General features: G+C 40.2%; 17 protein-coding genes. 5 read left to right on the forward strand and 12 right to left on the reverse strand.

Annotated elements, in window-relative coordinates; translation table 11 throughout:
* Window positions 1–280 precede the first annotated feature (280 nt).
* The 4 genes from RCP16_RS11215 (at window position 281) to mtnK (ending at window position 5,266) form a co-directional block, all read left to right on the forward strand.
* Complete coding sequence (locus tag RCP16_RS11215; protein WP_308640271.1) at window positions 281–1,372, forward strand: sugar ABC transporter substrate-binding protein; 1,092 nt, start codon at window positions 281–283, stop codon at window positions 1,370–1,372.
* A gap of 108 nt (window positions 1,373–1,480) precedes the next feature.
* The gene (locus tag RCP16_RS11220) at window positions 1,481–3,010 is read left to right on the forward strand and encodes a sugar ABC transporter ATP-binding protein (RefSeq protein ID WP_308640272.1); all 1,530 of its coding nucleotides are present in this window, start codon (window positions 1,481–1,483) and stop codon (window positions 3,008–3,010) included.
* Complete coding sequence (locus RCP16_RS11225) at window positions 3,007–3,993, forward strand: ABC transporter permease (protein WP_069327040.1); 987 nt, start codon at window positions 3,007–3,009, stop codon at window positions 3,991–3,993. The genes RCP16_RS11220 and RCP16_RS11225 overlap by 4 nt, the downstream gene beginning before the upstream one ends.
* A gap of 64 nt (window positions 3,994–4,057) precedes the next feature.
* A complete protein-coding gene (gene mtnK / locus RCP16_RS11230; RefSeq protein ID WP_308640273.1) occupies window positions 4,058–5,266 on the forward strand; it encodes an S-methyl-5-thioribose kinase in 1,209 nt (402 codons plus the stop codon).
* A 135-nt stretch (window positions 5,267–5,401) separates the two neighbouring features.
* Here mtnK and racE read toward each other — a convergent pair whose 3' ends face one another.
* The 6 genes from racE to RCP16_RS11260 all read right to left on the reverse strand — a co-directional run bounded on the left by racE (window position 5,402) and on the right by RCP16_RS11260 (window position 9,126).
* Entirely contained in the window at window positions 5,402–6,217 is an 816-nt protein-coding gene (gene racE, locus RCP16_RS11235) for a glutamate racemase (protein WP_308640274.1), read from the reverse strand.
* Window positions 6,218–6,292: 75 nt separating this feature from the next.
* On the reverse strand, window positions 6,293–6,607 hold the full coding sequence (locus RCP16_RS11240; protein WP_069327038.1) for a YtxH domain-containing protein: 315 nt from the start codon (window positions 6,605–6,607) through the stop codon (window positions 6,293–6,295).
* Between the two features lie 126 nt (window positions 6,608–6,733).
* Window positions 6,734–7,375, reverse strand: coding sequence for a helix-turn-helix transcriptional regulator (locus RCP16_RS11245; RefSeq protein WP_308640275.1), 642 nt, complete (start codon window positions 7,373–7,375; stop codon window positions 6,734–6,736).
* Between the two features lie 168 nt (window positions 7,376–7,543).
* Window positions 7,544–8,017 (reverse strand): DUF86 domain-containing protein, encoded by a 474-nt coding sequence (locus tag RCP16_RS11250; RefSeq protein WP_069327036.1) that lies wholly within the window; start codon window positions 8,015–8,017, stop codon window positions 7,544–7,546.
* Window positions 8,018–8,032: 15 nt separating this feature from the next.
* Window positions 8,033–8,320: a Dabb family protein gene (locus tag RCP16_RS11255; RefSeq protein ID WP_069327035.1), complete on the reverse strand. Its 288-nt coding sequence runs from the start codon at window positions 8,318–8,320 to the stop codon at window positions 8,033–8,035.
* A gap of 152 nt (window positions 8,321–8,472) precedes the next feature.
* Window positions 8,473–9,126, reverse strand: a complete 654-nt coding sequence (locus RCP16_RS11260) for a 50S ribosomal protein L25 (RefSeq protein ID WP_069327034.1) — start codon at window positions 9,124–9,126, stop codon at window positions 8,473–8,475.
* Between the two features lie 670 nt (window positions 9,127–9,796).
* On the opposite strand from RCP16_RS11260, the gene RCP16_RS11265 reads away from it, so the two are divergent.
* Window positions 9,797–10,399: a transcriptional regulator gene (locus tag RCP16_RS11265; protein ID WP_069327033.1), complete on the forward strand. Its 603-nt coding sequence runs from the start codon at window positions 9,797–9,799 to the stop codon at window positions 10,397–10,399.
* A gap of 104 nt (window positions 10,400–10,503) precedes the next feature.
* Here RCP16_RS11265 and RCP16_RS11270 read toward each other — a convergent pair whose 3' ends face one another.
* The 6 genes from RCP16_RS11270 to RCP16_RS11295 form a co-directional block, all read right to left on the reverse strand.
* Window positions 10,504–11,109, reverse strand: coding sequence for an SMI1/KNR4 family protein (locus tag RCP16_RS11270; protein ID WP_308640276.1), 606 nt, complete (start codon window positions 11,107–11,109; stop codon window positions 10,504–10,506).
* A gap of 70 nt (window positions 11,110–11,179) precedes the next feature.
* The gene (locus RCP16_RS11275; protein ID WP_308640277.1) at window positions 11,180–12,262 is read right to left on the reverse strand and encodes a GntR family transcriptional regulator; all 1,083 of its coding nucleotides are present in this window, start codon (window positions 12,260–12,262) and stop codon (window positions 11,180–11,182) included.
* Between the two features lie 60 nt (window positions 12,263–12,322).
* Entirely contained in the window at window positions 12,323–13,486 is a 1,164-nt protein-coding gene (locus tag RCP16_RS11280) for a sn-glycerol-1-phosphate dehydrogenase (RefSeq protein WP_308640278.1), read from the reverse strand.
* A gap of 226 nt (window positions 13,487–13,712) precedes the next feature.
* A complete protein-coding gene (locus RCP16_RS11285) occupies window positions 13,713–14,639 on the reverse strand; it encodes a prenyltransferase (protein ID WP_308640279.1) in 927 nt (308 codons plus the stop codon).
* Between the two features lie 214 nt (window positions 14,640–14,853).
* Window positions 14,854–15,312, reverse strand: a complete 459-nt coding sequence (locus RCP16_RS11290; RefSeq protein ID WP_069327028.1) for a PTS sugar transporter subunit IIA — start codon at window positions 15,310–15,312, stop codon at window positions 14,854–14,856.
* Between the two features lie 121 nt (window positions 15,313–15,433).
* Window positions 15,434–16,816 carry a PTS fructose transporter subunit IIC gene (locus RCP16_RS11295; protein ID WP_137222388.1) on the reverse strand — a complete coding sequence of 461 codons (1,383 nt, stop codon included), beginning with the start codon at window positions 16,814–16,816 and terminating at the stop codon, window positions 15,434–15,436.
* Between the last annotated feature and the right edge of the window lie 101 nt (window positions 16,817–16,917).

Here is a 16,917-nt window from a genome sequence, read left to right on the forward strand (position 1 = left end):
ACCTCCTTTCTATCGAAAGAATGTTGAGACAACGATGTTTAGACAACCAATCAAGCATTTAAAAGTTTAGTTACTTATATATTACCCTTTAGGTTACTGATTGATATCTAATTTTATACTTTTTTTATAGTAAATGTTTATTCTTATCGCGTACTTTTCGACAAAAATCATCAAATTACATAAAACCCATTGACATACTTGGTTTTAGCTTCTATATTAAATTTTAATATAATTAATTACTTGAAAGCTTTAAAGCGATTATGTACAGGGGGAAAAGAAAATGAAAAAGAGTTCAAAGTTAGCTAGCTTGCTTACATTAATGGTAGTTTTGGTAATGGCTTTAAGTGCTTGCGGTAATGGAGCGGCTAGTAATGATGCCACGGATACAGGCTCTTCTGATCAACCACTTAAAGGTAAAAATATCGCTCTCATTATGCGTTTAAACAACGGAACTTTTTCAGCTCAATATGTAGATGGTGTAAAAAATCAAGTAGCCAAATATGGTGGAACCGTTACAGTCATTACAGCAGATAACGATCTGAGCAAAATGGCTTCTGCTCTCGATGCAGCTGTAAATCAGGGTGAATTCGATGGAATCTTACTTGATCATGGAGACGCAGGTGCTCTTACAATGGGCGTACAAAAAGCAGTGCAAGCCAATATCCCTATCGTTGCTTTTGACTCTGCATTAGATGGCGTACAAGGCGTAACTAATCTGGCACAAAATGACCAGAAAATGGCGGAATTAACGTTAGACCAACTGGCGAAAGATGCAAATGGTAAAGGCAATATCGTTAAAATCTGGGTTGCTGGCTTCCCTCCTATGGAATCTCGTCAAATTTCGTATAAAGCATTCCAAGCCAAATATCCAGATATCAAAGAAATTGCCGCTTTCGGTACAGCAGACAATGCTCAATTGGATGCACAGACACAAATGGAAGCTATTTTAAAACAATATCCAAATAAAGGCGATATTACAGCTGTCTGGGCAGCTTGGGATGAATTCGCTAAAGGCGCAACAAATGCAATCAAGCAAGCGGGACGTGATGAGATCAAAGTCTATGGTATTGATCTGAGTGATGAAGATTTGAATTTGATTCAGGATAAAAATAGTCCGTGGATCGCTTCAGCGGCTGTTGATCCGACAACGATCGGACGTGTACAAGTTCGTTATTTGTATCAAAAATTCGCTGGCAACACCAAAGATGAAAAAGTAGAATTGGAACCTGTCTATGTACAGCGTGATGATCTACCCAAAGACAAAAAAGTAACGACAGCAGATCTCAATGAATATGTAAAAGGCTGGGGCGAAAGTGATCAAGGGAATACTGATCAATTAAAAGCACTAGAAAAATCGGTGGCTGGACAATAATCCAAAAACATACATTCCTACTTTAATGTAGACCCACATTCCGGCGGTTTCTTAGGAGACCGATCCGGATTTTGTCTATACAGATATGGATGCGAAAGGAACAATCCCATGAATACTCCTCTACATGTCTCAACAGGTAGTCTAGTGATGAACGGCATCTATAAGTCATTTGCCAATGTACCTGCACTAACCGATGTGGAATTTACAGTAAACAGTGGTGAGATTCATGCACTACTCGGAGCAAATGGTGCAGGTAAAAGTACATTGATGAAAATTTTATCGGGTGCTTATACTTCTGACCAAGGTCATATTGTGATCAACGGTGAGCAAGTCAAGATCGATTCGCCAGCCGCCGCCAAGCAAGCCGGGATTCAATGTGTCTATCAAGAAGTAGACACTTCGCTTATTCCCCAGTTGTCAGTCGCCGAAAATATTTTACTCAGTCATCTGACTTCTTCTCAAGGCAGTCCAATTCTGCATTGGAAATCTATTTATCAGCAAGCTGAAGCAATTTTGCAAAAATTAGGATTTGCGATCTCTGCTCGTCAACAGGTGAGTGAATTGTCTTTAGCGGAAAAGCAGTTGGTATTAATCGCACGCATTATGGCGGAACAAGCTAAATTCGTTATTTTCGATGAACCTACAGCTCCGCTGAGTATGGAAGAAGCCGAACGATTATTTACCATCATGGAAGGCTTGAAAGCACAAGGAATCGGAGTTATTTTTATTTCCCATCGATTGCCTGAAATTTTTAGAGTCTGCGATAAGATTACAGTGATGCGTGATGGTAAAAAGGTAAGTACTGTGGCTACAGCTGAGACCAATGCTAATGAAGTGGTACACTCGATGCTCGGTCGAGCTTTTGCAGAAGAATATCCCAAAACATTTGTAACGATTGGTGACCCTCTACTAACCGTATCTGATCTAGCAGCAGGTCGATATGTACAAGGGGTTGATCTGGAAGTTCGACGTGGTGAAGTCGTTGCTGTTGTGGGATTGGTTGGAGCCGGCAAAACGGAATTGTCTAAATTGTTATTCGGCGCGGATCAACCCGAACGAGGAACAATTCAATTAAACGGTCGTAACCTGCATTCCAAAACGCCTTATCATGCACTTACTTCCGGGATTGTGCTTGTTCCTGAAGAACGCCGTAAAGAAGGTATTTTGGTCAAAGAATCGGTGCTGCATAATTTAAGCTTACCTATTTTGAAAAAAATCACCCGTATGGGTATCGTCTCGAAAACTGCTGAAAAACAGCATGGTGATCAATTGATTCAATCGCTAGGCATCAAAACGTCATCGGATCAGCAGTTAACGGGCTATCTCAGTGGAGGAAATCAACAAAAAGTAGCGATTGGCAAATGGATGCAGACAGATGCAGAACTTTTTATACTCGATGAACCGACTAAAGGCGTTGATATTGGAGCCAAACGGGATATTTTCAAAGTGATCGGAGAACTAGCTGGTCAAGGTAAAGGCATTCTATACCTTACATGTGAATTTGAGGAAGCGATCGGGCTGGCTGATCGTATCCTCGTCATGTGTGATGGTAAAATCATGAAATCTTTTAACTATGGAGAAGCTTCACAAGAAGATTTGTTATATTATGCCAGCGCTGGCCGGGAGGAACTTGTATGAATCACAAAATCGCTCAATTCTCGTATCGTTATGGAGCTTTGATCTTTATCGGGCTTGTGCTACTCTTTTTCTCTATTTATAATCAACACTTTTTTACCTACAACAATATCAGCGATATTTTGCGTTCCATCTCAATTGTCACATTTGTTGCGATTGGTATTACGATTTCACTGACTGTAGATGGATTCGATCTCTCTGCGGGCTCGACCGTATCGCTCACGACTGTTGTAGTGGCAGCGATGATGGTCTGGCATCAGATGCCTTTGATTCTGGTCTTGATTGTTCCTTTGATTATTGGCGCACTGGTCGGATTATTAAATTCTTTTTTGATTGTCAAAATTCGTATTCCTGATCTACTGGCTACACTAGCTGTGATGTATATAGTTAGCGGCATTCATAGAACGTATACAAAAGGTTATTCGATCTACAATAATATGCAATTTCAAGATGGAACCAAAGCACCCGGTGTGATGTTGGATTCATTTCTATGGATTGGTCAGGGTAAATTATTAGGTGTTCCTTTCCCTGTTATTCTAATGCTGGTCGCTGTGATTGGGATGCATTTATTCTTCAAATATACACGTGGTGGACGACAAATGATTATGACAGGTAGTAATGAAGAAGCGGCTCGTCTATCTGGTCTACGTGTGAATCGTGTGCGTACCCTTGCGTATGTAGCTTCCGGTGTATTTGCAGCAGTTGGCGGGATTTTATTTGCAGCTCGTGTCGGTTCCGGTCAGATTGATGCAGGATCGTCGATGCAAATGGATGCACTTGCAGCAGTGTTTGTAGGCTACTCGGTATTTGGTGCAGGTCGTCCGAATGTTATCGGTACTTTTTTCGGTGCTGTGTTGATGGGAGTACTCGTCAATGGAATGACTATGCTTCATGTCCAGTATTACACTACAGATATTATCAAAGGAGCAGTACTTGTTCTCGCTTTGGCAGTAACTTTTGTGCATCGTAAACGTCAAAAAGTATAACTTAAAACGTTGGATCGGCTATAGGACATACTAAATACTTGATTTTTAAAGGAGGATATTCGATATGACCCTTTCTCAACCATCGTATGAAGCTCTTACAGAACATACAGCAATCACCCTTGCCAAAAAATTAGAGTTATTCGATAGCAATGCCGATCTGGTCTGTCATGAAATTGGTGATGGGAATCTTAATATGGTATTTCGGATCACAGAACCTGCTGCTCAGCGTGGCATTATTATCAAGCAAGCTCTTCCTTATGTACGTGTGATTGGAGAAGGTTGGCCTTTGACTTTGAACCGTGCTGTGATCGAAAGTGAAGCATTGCGACATTTCGCCAAACATGCACCTCAGTTTGTACCGGAAATTTATTATACCGATGCAGCTTATGCCATTACCGTTATGGAAGATCTGTCTCATCTCACTATTGTACGTACAGGGTTAGCCAGTGGTTCTACGTATCCGTTACTCTCCACCCATATTGGTGAATTTCTAGCAAAGACTCTTTTTGCAACGTCAGACTTTGCGATGGGCCCGCAGGAGAAGCGTGAACTGGCACTACAATTTCATAATCCTGAATTGTGTAAAATTACAGAAAATTTCGTATTCACGTATCCACTATTTGACCATGAGACTAACGATGTAGAAGATATTTTGCGTCCTACAGCAGAAGCATTATGGAACGATCAAGTTCTTTTATTAGAAACGGCGAAGTTGAAGCAGACATTTATGACCCATGCCGAAGCTTTGCTACATGGTGATCTGCATACCGGTAGTATTTTTGCCAGTGACGAAGAAACCAAAGTTATCGATCCTGAGTTTGCTTTTTACGGACCGATCGGGTTTGATGTAGGTCTATTTATAGCTAATACTCTATTGTCTGCACTGGCTCGTGAAGAAAGTGACCGAGCTGCACTGTTATTTCATATTACTCAAGTATGGGATGTATTTACAATAACGTTCTCCAATCTATGGCGACAGAACAACGTAGACGATTTTTCACAGGTCGAAGGTTATCTGGAATATCAGTTACAACATATTTGGGAAGATGCTGTTGGTTTCGCAGGAAGTGAGATCATTCGTCGTATTTTCGGTTTGGCTCATGCTCGGGATATTGAAGCGATCACAGAAGATGCTCACCGACTGGCTGTCAAACGCAATGCAGCTGCGCTAGGACGTGATTTTATAGTAAACCGTTCGTTATACGAAAGTCCTTCGCAAATCGTACAGGCGCTACAACAGGTCGTTACAGGAGCATCTATCGTGCATATCTAACTTTTCAGATCACCATATCGTTTGAATGTAGAACAGATGAACAGCAGCATCAAAAAAGCTACCTCCAACTCTTTAAGAGTAAAGGTAGCTTTTTTATGTACTTTTGAATAGATGCAGAGATCCAAATGCTCTATACTACACCATTCGTGAGACTTGCCACAATACAGGGGTAAGCTTAATCTGCTCTCCTAGCCATTGACGAGCAATGTGTTGAAATATCTCTGCGGTGCCACTACAGAAAAATTCATGGACAGGCAACTCTTCAGTAAGCGCTAGCTTGCCTTTATTGTACAAAATAGTACTGATCTCACGTGCTGTTTCTTCGGCTGAATTGATCAACTTAACATCAGGGCCGACAGCAGCTTGAATCGCTTCATGTAGAAATGGATAATGCGTACAACCTAGAATCAGACAATCAATCGGATAACTACGTACAGGCGCTAACACTTGCTGTGCTACCTCATAAGCTTCACCGTCTAGAAATACACCACGTTCGACTAAAGGAACAAATTCAGGGCAAGCCTGACTGTATACCTGTATAAACGGTGATAATTGCTTCAACGCTGCTGAATATGCACCACTATTAATCGTTCCGACCGTACCAATAACGCCGACAAAGCCTGTTTTAGTTGCACTAATTGCTGCTCTTGAACCTGGATGAATCACACCGATTACCGGTATAGACACTTTTGAACTGATATGTTCTAAGGCTGCTGCCGTTGCGGTGTTACAAGCAATCACTATCATTTTAGGTTGAAAGGTCATTAAATAATTCACAATTTGCTCTGTAAATTCTCTAACTTCTTCGAGAGAACGAGGTCCATAAGGAGCACGCTCAGTATCTCCAAAATAAATGATTTTTTCGCGTGGTAGTTGTCGCATAACTTCTTTTGCAACAGTTAATCCTCCCACACCGGAGTCAAATATAGCTATCGGTTGTTGCACGTACATATCGCTTCCTTTTCGTAAACTGTACCTATTATACCGTATACACACATAGTCGCAAGTGAAAGATGTAACGTTGATTTAGACGCTGTAATTTCCTTTTGTTTCTGGGCCTTGTGTGTCTGCTTGTTCTGCTTTGAGAGCAGCCAATTCTACTTTTACTTCTGCTGTTGCAATATTGATCTGTTCTTTCCAATCTTTGACCACACCGACAACTTCTCTACTCAACTCGGCGAGTTCACGACCTTTAGCTCCTGCAATACGAGCATTCGTAGAAATATCGGAACGCAGTTCACGACCTTGCTTAGGTGCAAGTAAAAGTGCTGTGGATCCTCCTACCAATAGTCCTGTCAAAATACCACATGTTAAACTTTTTGATTTGTTATGATTTGGCATTGTTATCTCTCCTTCGTTTCACTTATGTTTTCTATATGTGTATTACCCATACACCGCTTAAATATCCCACTTGTCTGCTGAGCATTATGCTACAACCCAAAAAGCAGACCTATAAGCTGTCTGCTTTTACTCAGAACTTGTCGATGATTGGGGTTGAAATTGAATCTGATAGACACAACAACGTCCACCTTTAGCAATACATTCTGTACGCTCTACATCAGCTTGCAACAATTGTTCAAATAACTGCTGTTCACACTGACAAGCGATATCATAACGATTAGCAATCTGGTTAATCGGACAGTTGTATTCGTAAATCGTATAATGATTCTCACTTTGTTGTTCATAACGAGCCATATAACCACCGTTATGCTGAATATCTGTTAACGCCGCTACTCGTTCTTGATGATCTTCAGTGTCGGCAATACTTTGATAACGAGATAATAACTTCTGCTTACGTCCTTCAAACAATCGAGATACATCTTCTTCATCCAATTCACTCAACAAATCTAGCGCTAGCTGGTGATAATTATGCGGAAAATGTTCTTCTGCTCGTTCACTTAACCGAAAGCGCAAAAATGGTCTACCTGTCGGGATACGTATGGTTTCGGTGATCAGTAACCCTTCTTGATCTAACGTATGAATATGACGTCTTACCGCCATCTCTGTAATATTTAATTCCCGTGCTAGCTCAGATACACTGAAAGGTCCTTGTGTTTTGAGCATAATCATAATACTGCGCCGGGTCGATGGTTCCTGATGGGACTTCATCGTATGACCCCCTTGCTCTAAATTGAAATAAAAATGACCCCATCCGCTTTGTCAGCGAAAAGGGTCACATCATCCCTTTGTGTATTAACGCTATTGTAGCGTATCAACAAGGGGATGTAAATTCCAAAGCTATCTTTTCAAACAAGATATTTACAATCTTATTCCCTATTATGTAGACGTAGAATTACCTGATGCTCTGTCTACATTTACTACAGTCAACGAATCTAATTCCTGATCCAGATACGTATACACACGTTGACCAAATTCTTTCAACACATGCACTAAAGGAGTCGTTAGCGGGTGCAGTTCTGTACGATTCCAATCATAATATTCTTGTACTAGTGGGCGACGCAGACGTACTAATGCAGTCAATGTCTCACCCATCGGTTGATCAATCACTTTCTCATCACGCATAATGTCTACGATATCGTCATAACTACTAGCATCCCGCATAATAAAACCGTCAATCAAATAACTGCCGATATCTGTGACACATTCAATCGCTAAATGAAGGGCTCGCTCTTGAACAAAACCAGAAATAAGACTGCTGTCCCAATGCGTAGACACTTGTTGTAATGCTTCACATACATCTTCTAGGGCTACAATTCTTCGTTCAATCTGTTCACGGTTTATATAGTACAAAAGAGTCACACCGCCTTAGTATTCGTAGTCTGCTGCTATTGAACTTTCTCTGACACTATTCATGTATTCAATGATTTTCACATGTTCTGGATGCACTTGATACGCTTGTAGACCTTCTAATGTCTCAAATGTAGCGGTCAAAGCTACATCATAAGAACGTTCTGTACGTAAAATATCTGCGCCAATCTCCAAAGCAATCAGTGATTCCACTTTGCCTTCCAAACTTCTCAATTTGGCTACGGTTTCATTTACAACTTCAGTTGTTGGATTTTTCAACTTAAATAAAACAATGTGTTTGATCATAACAGAATAGCTCCTTTGTATAGACAATAAGTTTCTTTCTTATCGTATCATAAATGAATTACAGATGCGCTGATAAAAAAAGCTGATACTCATAAAGAGTACCAGCTTTTTGGTCATGCTATATTACAGATTCATACCGGGTATGAATACTATTATTCTTTGCCCACTTCTGGAACTTCTTCGCCTGCATCATTTGTAGCAGCATCAGTTGTTTCTGCTTCATCAGCAGTAGTAGGTTCAAGATCTTCTTCAGCTACACGAGGTACGATTACAGAAGCGATAATCTCTTCTTCGTTCGATACCAATGTAACGCCAGATGGTAATTTAACATCGCTTGCGATGACTCTGTCGCCGATTTCCAATCCGGAAATATCAACTTCAAGGCTACTTGGCAAGTTTTTAGCCAAACCGCTCACTTCTAGTTCTGTTGCTTGGTGTTGCAATACACCACCAGATTTAGTACCGATTGCTTCGCCATGGAAGTCAATTGGCATTGTTACCTGAATTGGTTTAGTATCAGAAACCTGCATAAAGTCAGCATGCAAGATGCGACCATCTACACGTTGTACATCTTTAATCAATACTTGTACTTCTTTTCCGCCTTCAACAGCAAGTGAGAACATTTCTGCTCCACCGCGTTTAACGTGAGCTAGCAATTGTTTGGAATCTACATGTACAGGTACGCTGCCCAAATCTGGACCATATACTACACCTGGAACGCGTCCGTTTAGACGAAGTTCACGCATTTCAGAACGTTTTGAACTTTCTCTTTTTGTTGCTGTAAGTTTTTCGTGATTTGTACTCATAAGTATTGGCCTCCTAATAATATAAAACGATTATGTGGTAGTTTTAGATGTTGCAACCGATTTGGTCAAGCAATCGGCTATCGTCTTATTTAATACCCCATTAAACAACAAATGTATCAGAAATGAATTTATTTTTTTATAAAAGAACCAAAATACTTGCACACAATTGATTAGAAACCCAGACGTACCAAGTCATACGCTCTATTTTTATTTTTTTATAAAATTAATCATTTAGCTCTTAAATAATATGGATATATGCAACTATAAAAGGATAAATATAGATATAAGTGTATTTTATGGTTCTATTTTAAAATCTCTCTGCGGATAACAACGCATACTAATTTGATAAAATATTCGATAGCTTTATCCTGTTTATTTTTCTATTCATTTGTTGATGTAAAGAGAGTATGTTTTATTGATTTTGAGGTGAGAACGTTTGAAGTATATAAAGAAGGATTAAAGAACATATAGATCAACTTTTAGATACTGCTATGATCTATATTACTGATTTGCATATGTTATTATGCTTATAATCATTCTTATTTGATAAATATTCTTAATTGGTTAAAAATAGTGTCCATGTCAGCTTGAAACGAGCGTCTGTGTGTTGTAGGATGTTGAAAGGACACTAAACCTAATATCACGAAAAAATAGATCAATCGGAGGAAATATGCCTAATCAACCAGAACGACACTTTATAGAGGCGTGGTCTCTGATCAACCGTAAGTATCTCGGCAAAGGAGTTCGAGTAAAGCGATTCCGCAGACCGACACGTTGTCAAATTCGCAATCGTGTATTGCTTGCTGTACTCATGGTCAACGATATCAAACTATCTGAACTTGCAGAACGGTTATCGGTTTCATCACGAAGCGTTAGTGCTTGGGTCTATGAAGGCCGCCTCCCTGGCAAAGCTAATCTTGAAAAAGTATGCCGGGAATTAGGATATCCGCATCACATTTTGTTTAACCAGCAGGTGATTAATAATAGCCCTGTGATTTGCCAGCAAGAACCTTCTCGCTTTATGAAAAGAACGATTACTCGTTCACCGGTACGCAATCACATTTTGACAGGTTTATGTATGGTTCATGATTTATCTGTAACCGATGTCAGTCATTGGATTGGTGTTCATCCAGGTACATTCCGCAAGTGGTTACATCAAGCAACTTTGCCTTCTCCTGCATTTCAAGAAAAAACAGAGCAATTTTTCCGTATTCCCAAATCTGTCTTATTCGCTGACTGTGTATTGGGCGAAGACGAAAAATCTCAAGCGTAATCTAGCATCTTCACATTGAATGTATAGGTACAACCAAATAAGCAGTACAAAAACTCCGCTTTCCCACTGAATCTAGTGAGAAGCGGAGTTTTTTTATATACATATCATCCATAAAAGTAATCATAAAAATGCGCGAATAATTCCGCTCCCAAAATAGGCTCAAGCGCAGCCTTTAACTGAGCATCAAATTCAGGTAGAACCACACTATCATCATCGGTAATTTCAAAAACATCAAATGATCCATAGACCACTTCAATCCATGCCGTCATAGCGGTAAAAAAATCAGCTAGATTTGATGCTATTAAAAAAGGGTTCCCTGCGTCATAGCCTGCATATACAGGTGTGCCTTCTTGATGAGTATCTACCAGAATAGGCTTACCTTTACCCAGATCATCTGCAATAATTACCCAATGAGATGGCCATGTATCGCTTGCTTCAAATGGCTCAGACATGCCTACCCAGCGATAACCGATCAATGCTTGTTGCAATTGATCAATCGACCAAAAAATGATCGGAGCAAAACCTGTTTCAATCAGGATATCATTCGGTTGATAACGACTCAGATAATAATCCAATTCAGCAGAACTTGGAATGTTGTCTGGCCACTGTTGCTGTAATGTGTCCGGTTGTATCGGAGTAAAGTGACCCTGAAGCTCAAAGGTACGATGAGTTTCTACAAATGTAGATAATGCTTGTTCTAATGTCTTCATAAGTACACTCCTTATTACAAAATAGCTTAAAGAGATAACCGTTCTTCCTTGTTGATCTCTATATAAATGATTATGCTGGAGATGATGTCGATTCTCGAATAATCAGTTCAGGGGTATGTATCTTCTCACCCAGACCACGTTGTTCTCCATCTAACATCTGCAAAATCATTTCTGCTGCTGCTGTGCCTAATGCATGCTTAGGATGACTAAGTGTAGTTAACTTCACTTCTGTTGCAGTCGCTAAAAAAGAATCATCAAATCCCACTAACGAAAGGTCATTCGGTACAGACAATCCTGCTTCACGTACCACTTGAAGCAAATTCACAGCTAACTCATCATTATATAGAACCCAGCCTGTTGCACGTTCTTGAGCAGATTGTTCAATCAACTGCTTCGCTTGTGCAATCGGTGCAGTACTTTTATCATCTGTATTATACGTGAAGATCAGTGATGGCTGTAGCGGAATACTGTACTTGCGATGGGCAGCTACGAACCCTTTCATTCTGCGCACACCTTGCATATCATCTGTTTTGAAAAAACCGGCTATGCGCCGATGCCCTAACTCAATTAAATGTTGAGCTGCCAAAAAACCTCCACGCTCATCATCCATTCGTAGACAAGCCGAATCCATTTCTTCGTAACTCGCATTGATCATCAGATAAGGAATAGACCGATTTTCAATCGTCAGAAAATAATTCAGATTCGCACTACGTTCTCCACTACGAGTAGGCTCTACAATCAAAGCCGCTGGAGACTGATTGAGCATCATTTCCATACACTCCCGCTCTTTGGTGGGATCGTTCTCTGTACTTGCTAGTAACAGCCGGTAGCCCTCGCTACGAAGTCTTGTTTCGATGCCTTGCACAATTTGTGGGAAAATATAATCAGAGATATAGGTTGTGATGACACCGACAGTTTTGTTATCATCGACCGATTTGACAGCAGGATCAGCAACAAATGTTCCTTTACCTTGCATCCGGTTTAACCAGCCTTCTCGCACCAGCTCTCCTAATGCTTGACGAACGGTCTGTCGGCTTACACTGAATTGATCAGCGATCTCATGTTCTGAAGGCAGTCGGCTACCCGGTAATAATTTGGATGAATGTATCCATGATAATATTTCATCTCGAACTTGTCTGTATTTTGCGGCCATAATTCCTCCGAACGATTGATAAAGATATATCATATGTTATTTTACCATAAACATAGTCTATTAGATCAATTGATGTTCATTCATATATTTCAGTCCTGTATAACGGTTACGTAGCGTATGCGCCGAATGTAAAGCAAGCTCTAACCATTCAGCTGGCATTTCTAATTGCTCATATTCGCTCGGTCCACCTGCGGCAGATAACCATTGTTTCATTTGTGCACTGGTCGGAATATGTTTGTAAGCAGCAAATGCTTTAACTTCAGGATGATTAACTGCTAATTGACGATAATGATCAGCTAGAAGTGCTGAAGCCACACCTACTTTGGCTCCATGTAAAATTTGTCGGTGTCCACCTTTGATCAGTTCCATTTCCCAGCGATGAGAAATATGATGTTCTCCACCTGAAGCAGAGCGAGAATGATCAGCAATCAACATCGCTATTCCTGAAGCAAGTAACGAATGCATTACTGTATAGATGCCTTCTGCACTACCTGAAGCAATCAAGTCTACTTTTTCAATACATTGATTAAGTGCTTCTTCTGTGATGTCATAGACCAATTGGTTATAAGGTTCATTACCGAGATCACGAGATACTTTCCAATCAGCAAGTGAAGTACATTTGCCTAACATATCCCCAAATCCTGCGGCAGTTAAAGTCTGTGGCGCATTCATTAAGACATTGATATCGGCAAAAATAGCTTGTGGAGCTTTGGCTTGAAACGTTTCTTTGGTTACATTAACGATTAACGGTGCTCCCGCAGAAGTGAATCCGTCGACTGACGCAGCGGTAGGTACAGAAAGAAACGGTTTATCCATTTTATAACTAACAATCCGTACTACATCATGAATCGTTCCTGAACCGACTGCAATAATAGCATCTATCTCAGGGGTTACAGCTAGCAACAATTGTACGATCGTCGCTTCATCTGCAATCACATCACCCACTTTATTTTCACGCAGTTCTAATTCTGTAATACCTACCTCTATACTTTGTAGCAAATCTATAATCTGTCGTCCTACTGCTTCATACGTATTCGTATCATAGACAACCATCACTTGTTGATATCTTTCAGTCTGCACATATGCAGGTAGTTTGCGAACTGCACCTGATTCAAGTTCGATATGAATACCGATTGTTTTGAAATGTTGACCTCCTGCATCCAAAGCAGATTGTTGATTCCAAAGCGTAATTTGTTCATTGATAGAGGTTGTTGGTTGCTTCATGTTGTCATCTCCTTCTTTATAATAAAGATACCGCTTACAATAGTAACGAACTTGTACATATAAATAATTAAATTATGCGTCATAATATCCTACTTGTACATACATTTTAGAAAATTTTTATATTATTGTCTATGTTTGAGTAGCTATTTTCGGTATTAAACAAAAAAAGACATTGGTTTAGAATGTCTTCTTTTGCGGTTTAACCTTTTCAATGGCTATATGATTATTAGATGATCCATATCCATCGACCGACCAACAATACCAGAATCATCACCGTTCCACATTGAAGCGAAGTTCGTAAAGATAACCATAGTAATTGCTGATGCGTCTGTAAATTACGTTTGTTTTTCATATGCTGGTACATACGGCACAATGGAATAGCTGTCAGTAAAGCAAGAATACCGTAGATAGGCAATCCGCCTACAAGCACACAGATCAAAATGCTGAACAGTGCAAGACACAACAAAACAATCGAAAAACGAAAAGATTTGCGTTCTCCCCATACAACTACCAGTGTACGCTTACCAACTTGTTTGTCAGTTTTCCAATGTAAAAAATGATGATTAAAAAAGGTCAGTGTCGTTAGTAATCCCATCGGTAGTGACAAAAAGAATAATCGAATATCAAAATGACCGGTCTGCACATAATAAGCACCCATGACTGGAAAAACGCCAAAACATAATACATGTGCAAGTTCACTACTGCCTTTACCAATATATCCGTATTTGACCGGTGGAACGACATAAAATAAAGCCAATAATCCACCTATGCCACCCAGTAATAAAACGCCCCATCCGCTTAAAAAGTATAATGTTACCGCACACATAATCGTAATTGCCAGCATACTCCATGTCACCCGGGCAAATGTTTGTTCACTCCATTTCCCAGTAGTCAGATACCCTGAATCGGTTGAAATCGATTCATCCGATTGATAAGCAGCTACATCGACACCACTACGATAATCCCATAGATCATTAATCATCATCGAAAAAATATGTATGGCACTGGAGCCAATCAACGTTAATAGAAAAATGATCACACTAAACTGGTCATTCCAGATCCATGCTGCCAAAGCTCCTTGTATCACACAAATGATCATCAAGGGCACAAAATGCAATCGCGAAGCTTGAGTAAACTCTATCCATTTGCTCATTATGTTCCACCTTTATTTTATAGTTGGTTCTATACGTATCTATTTTTGTAAGATACTGTTCATTAACCGTCTCCATGACTTTCAAACGCCTAGCTGTGATGTATCCTTATCACTTCATCGATCATGAATCATCAAAAAGGACAACAAAAAAAGCGTATCACCTGATCAAAAGGCAATACGCTTTTATTTACATATAACTATATCTAATTCTGTATTATCCAATCGTACGCGTTAAAATATCAATCACTTCTTGTTTGCTTTGAGCATTGATCAATTCAGCACGAAATTCTTCATGAATTAATTTGCGAGAAAGAGCCACTAAAATCTGCAAATGTTCATTTCCAGCATTCTCTTCAGGTACACCAATCATAAATGCAATTTGAGCAGGTTGATCATCTAAAGATTCCCAATCAATCGGCTCTGCAAATCGTGAAAAGGCTAAAGCTGCTTTGGCTACACCTGCTGATTTACCATGAGGAATCGCTACACCAAAACCAATTCCTGTTGAACTTTGTTGTTCACGTGCCATCACAGCATCTACATAAGCTGCTTCGTTGGTCACTGCGCCAGAAGCTTTCATACCGGCTGCCATTTGTTGAATCGCTTCTTCACGTGTGGTTGCTGTAGAAGGTAAAAAAATACTTTCTGTGCTTAATAGTTCGCTGATATTCATGGCTAGTGTCACTCCTTCTCATCATCTTCATCTAATTATTATTTGTGAACCCACTAAGCAGAAATATGGACAGCGACCGGAAAGAGGGTCTTTCCGATCGCTTGTAATGAATTATAATTACTTATAACTTAGCAGGTGCTTTGCGTTTAAGCAACAAGACCATCAATGCTGTAACGACTGTACCGATCACAATAGATAATACATATTGTGGTAAATGATCAATTGCATTCGGGATAAAGAGAACGAATACACCACCATGAGGAGCATGTAGTCCGCCACCAAAGTACATGGACAATGCACCAGCAACTGCTGAACCTACCATAAAGGAAGGAATAACACGAATCGGATCGGCTGCACCAAACGGAATCGCTCCTTCGGTAATAAACGATAATCCGAGAACCGAAGCAACTTTACCTGCTTCACGTTCTTCTTTCGTAAAGCGATTTTTAGCTATAACGGTTGCTAACCAGATACCTAGTGGTGGAGTCATCCCTGCTGCCATAACAGCAGCCATTGGTGTATACAGTGAAGCACCTAGCAGTCCTACTGCAAACGTATACGCTGTTTTGTTGAAAGGGCCACCCATATCAAGTGCCATCATTGCGCCAAGAATAGCACCTAGCATAATTGCATTTCCTGCACCCATATTCGTTAACCAAGCTGTCAAACCAGTCAACAACCATTCAATCGGCTGACCGATAACGTAGACCATCAATAGACCAATAGCAAGAACAGACAAGACTGGAACGATTAAAATCGGTTTAAGACCTTCAAAGTTTTTAGGCATTTTGATCGTTTTGATCAAGTAATGTGCAATATAACCAGCTACAAAACCTGCGATAATACCGCCGATAAATCCAGCGCCCATATCTTTAGCAAGTACACCACCAACTAAACCAGGTGCAAGTCCGGGTTTACCTGCGATAGAGAACGAAATGAATCCAGATAAGACGATAACCATAAGTCCCATTGAAGCGCCACCAATTGTGGACAAAGCAGCTCCGAATGAACCTTCGACTTGATCGACTCCACCTTTAGTGAAAGCGAATAAGAATGAGAATGCGATAATTAGACCACCCGCAATAACAAGCGGTAACATATTGGATACACCATTCATCAAGTGTTTGTAGAACATATTAGGCTTGCGACCTTCATTTTCTTCAGGTGTAGATGTTGGTGAAGCCCCAAGACCACTAGAAGCTTCTTTGGCAAGTGCACGATCAATCAATTCCCCTGGCACTTTAATCCCCTGTGCAACCGCAACACGGATAACTGGCTTGCCTGCAAAACGATCTTCATCTACATCGGTATCAGCAGCGATAATAATAGCATGTGCTTCAGCAATTTCTTGAGCGGTTAGACCATTTTCAACTCCGACTGCACCACGCGTTTCGACTTTAATCGGTACACCTTTTTGATCCGCAGCTTTTTGCAATGACTCAGCAGCCATATACGTGTGAGCAATACCGGTTGGACAAGCGGTAACAGCCAATAATTTTTTCATGGTAATATCCCCTTATAATTGAGTAATGGTCTAACCTGAACCAAGCTTAAACTGAAGCGTTCACAATAATTCTTTAGTATATTATTGCTGTTTTGCACTGC

Origin of the sequence: Paenibacillus nuruki (assembly GCF_963311185.1) — a bacterium.
Taxonomy (GTDB): Bacteria; Bacillota; Bacilli; order Paenibacillales; family Paenibacillaceae; genus Saccharibacillus; species Saccharibacillus nuruki.